The following is a 2,067-nucleotide window of genomic DNA, read 5'->3' as shown; positions in this document are numbered from 1 at the left end:
ACATGTGGAGCTGACTGATACTAATAGATCGAGGACTTAACCAACGCTTTAAAAAATGAAATGCCTTCTTATTATCTAGTTTTGAAGGAACAACGTTCCTGATATGTTTGGTGGCGATAGCGAAGAGGTCACACCCGTTCCCATTCCGAACACGGCAGTTAAGCTCTTCAGCGCCGATGGTAGTTGGGGGTCTCCCCCTGTGAGAGTAGGACGCCGCCAAGCAGTTACATATGGAGGATTAGCTCAGCTGGGAGAGCATCTGCCTTACAAGCAGAGGGTCGGCGGTTCGATCCCGTCATCCTCCACCATTATTACACCTGCCGGTGTAGCTCAACTGGTAGAGCAACTGACTTGTAATCAGTAGGTTGGGGGTTCAAGTCCTCTTGCCGGCACCATCTTCGTACAAGCTTTAATAAGCATATATAAATAGTATATATGAGCCATTAGCTCAGTTGGTAGAGCATCTGACTTTTAATCAGAGGGTCGAAGGTTCGAATCCTTCATGGCTCACCATTTTTATTATGCGGGTGTGGCGGAATTGGCAGACGCACCAGACTTAGGATCTGGCGCCGCAAGGCGTGGGGGTTCAAGTCCCTTCACCCGCATGTTTAGCGGAAGTAGTTCAGTGGTAGAATACAACCTTGCCAAGGTTGGGGTCGCGGGTTCGAATCCCGTCTTCCGCTCCACTATTTATTTATGCCGGGGTGGCGGAACTGGCAGACGCACAGGACTTAAAATCCTGCGGTAGGTGACTACCGTACCGGTTCGATTCCGGTCCTCGGCACCATCTAAACTTAATATGCGCCCGTAGCTCAATTGGATAGAGCATCTGACTACGAATCAGAAGGTTGTAGGTTCGACTCCCGCCGGGCGCACCATATTTTTATCGGGAAGTAGCTCAGCTTGGTAGAGCACTTGGTTTGGGACCAAGGGGTCGCAGGTTCGAATCCTGTCTTCCCGACCATTATTTCCGGGGCCTTAGCTCAGCTGGGAGAGCGCCTGCCTTGCACGCAGGAGGTCAGCGGTTCGATCCCGCTAGGCTCCACCAAAAAAATCCTTGACAAACCAAAAAGGTTTTGTTAAGATATGAAAGTTGACTCTTTACCAGAGTTTAATTGCTCTTTGAAAACTGAACAAAACAAAGCGCCAACGTTAATTTTTAAGTGAGCACACACTATCAAAAAGCAAATGAGCAAGTCAAACATTTCTTCGGAGAGTTTGATCCTGGCTCAGGACGAACGCTGGCGACGTGCCTAATACATGCAAGTCGAGCGAATCGATGGGAGCTTGCTCCCTGAGATTAGCGGCGGACGGGTGAGTAACACGTGGGCAACCTGCCTATAAGACTGGGATAACTTCGGGAAACCGGAGCTAATACCGGATACGTTCTTTTCTCGCATGAGGAAAGATGGAAAGACGGTTTACGCTGTCACTTATAGATGGGCCCGCGGCGCATTAGCTAGTTGGTGAGGTAATGGCTCACCAAGGCGACGATGCGTAGCCGACCTGAGAGGGTGATCGGCCACACTGGGACTGAGACACGGCCCAGACTCCTACGGGAGGCAGCAGTAGGGAATCTTCCGCAATGGACGAAAGTCTGACGGAGCAACGCCGCGTGAACGAAGAAGGCCTTCGGGTCGTAAAGTTCTGTTGTTAGGGAAGAACAAGTACCAGAGTAACTGCTGGTACCTTGACGGTACCTAACCAGAAAGCCACGGCTAACTACGTGCCAGCAGCCGCGGTAATACGTAGGTGGCAAGCGTTGTCCGGAATTATTGGGCGTAAAGCGCGCGCAGGTGGTTCCTTAAGTCTGATGTGAAAGCCCACGGCTCAACCGTGGAGGGTCATTGGAAACTGGGGAACTTGAGTGCAGAAGAGGAAAGTGGAATTCCAAGTGTAGCGGTGAAATGCGTAGAGATTTGGAGGAACACCAGTGGCGAAGGCGACTTTCTGGTCTGTAACTGACGCTGAGGCGCGAAAGCGTGGGGAGCAAACAGGATTAGATACCCTGGTAGTCCACGCCGTAAACGATGAGTGCTAAGTGTTAGAGGGTTTCCGCCCTTTAGT

At 50.9% G+C, this 2,067-nt stretch carries 9 tRNA genes and 2 rRNA genes; all 11 read left to right on the top strand.

The features are described 5' to 3' along the window. Nucleotides 1-106: 106 nt before the first annotated feature. Nucleotides 107-222: ribosomal RNA gene (gene rrf / locus AS888_RS20765) — 5S ribosomal RNA — on the top strand. A 10-nt stretch (nt 223-232) separates the two neighbouring features. After that, nucleotides 233-308, top strand: a tRNA-Val gene (locus AS888_RS20760). An 11-nt stretch (nt 309-319) separates the two neighbouring features. Beyond that, nucleotides 320-395: transfer RNA gene (locus AS888_RS20755), tRNA-Thr, on the top strand. Nucleotides 396-437: 42 nt separating this feature from the next. After that, nucleotides 438-513, top strand: a tRNA-Lys gene (locus AS888_RS20750). Between the two features lie 10 nt (nt 514-523). Next, nucleotides 524-605, top strand: a tRNA-Leu gene (locus tag AS888_RS20745). A 6-nt stretch (nt 606-611) separates the two neighbouring features. Continuing rightward, nucleotides 612-686 (top strand) — tRNA-Gly (locus AS888_RS20740). Nucleotides 687-698: 12 nt separating this feature from the next. Beyond that, a tRNA-Leu gene (locus tag AS888_RS20735) sits at nt 699-787 on the top strand. 14 nt (nt 788-801) lie between these two features. Continuing rightward, nucleotides 802-878: transfer RNA gene (locus AS888_RS20730), tRNA-Arg, on the top strand. A gap of 9 nt (nt 879-887) precedes the next feature. Then, a tRNA-Pro gene (locus tag AS888_RS20725) sits at nt 888-964 on the top strand. An 8-nt stretch (nt 965-972) separates the two neighbouring features. Further along, nucleotides 973-1,048, top strand: a tRNA-Ala gene (locus AS888_RS20720). Between the two features lie 158 nt (nt 1,049-1,206). Beyond that, nucleotides 1,207-2,067 (top strand): 16S ribosomal RNA (locus tag AS888_RS20715); the annotation flags it as partial.

This window comes from Peribacillus simplex (assembly GCF_001542915.1).
GTDB lineage: Bacteria > Bacillota > Bacilli > Bacillales > DSM-1321 > Peribacillus > Peribacillus simplex_B.
The sequence above is the reverse complement of the archived record's forward strand: the minus strand, read 5'-3'. Positions and strand labels throughout refer to the sequence as shown.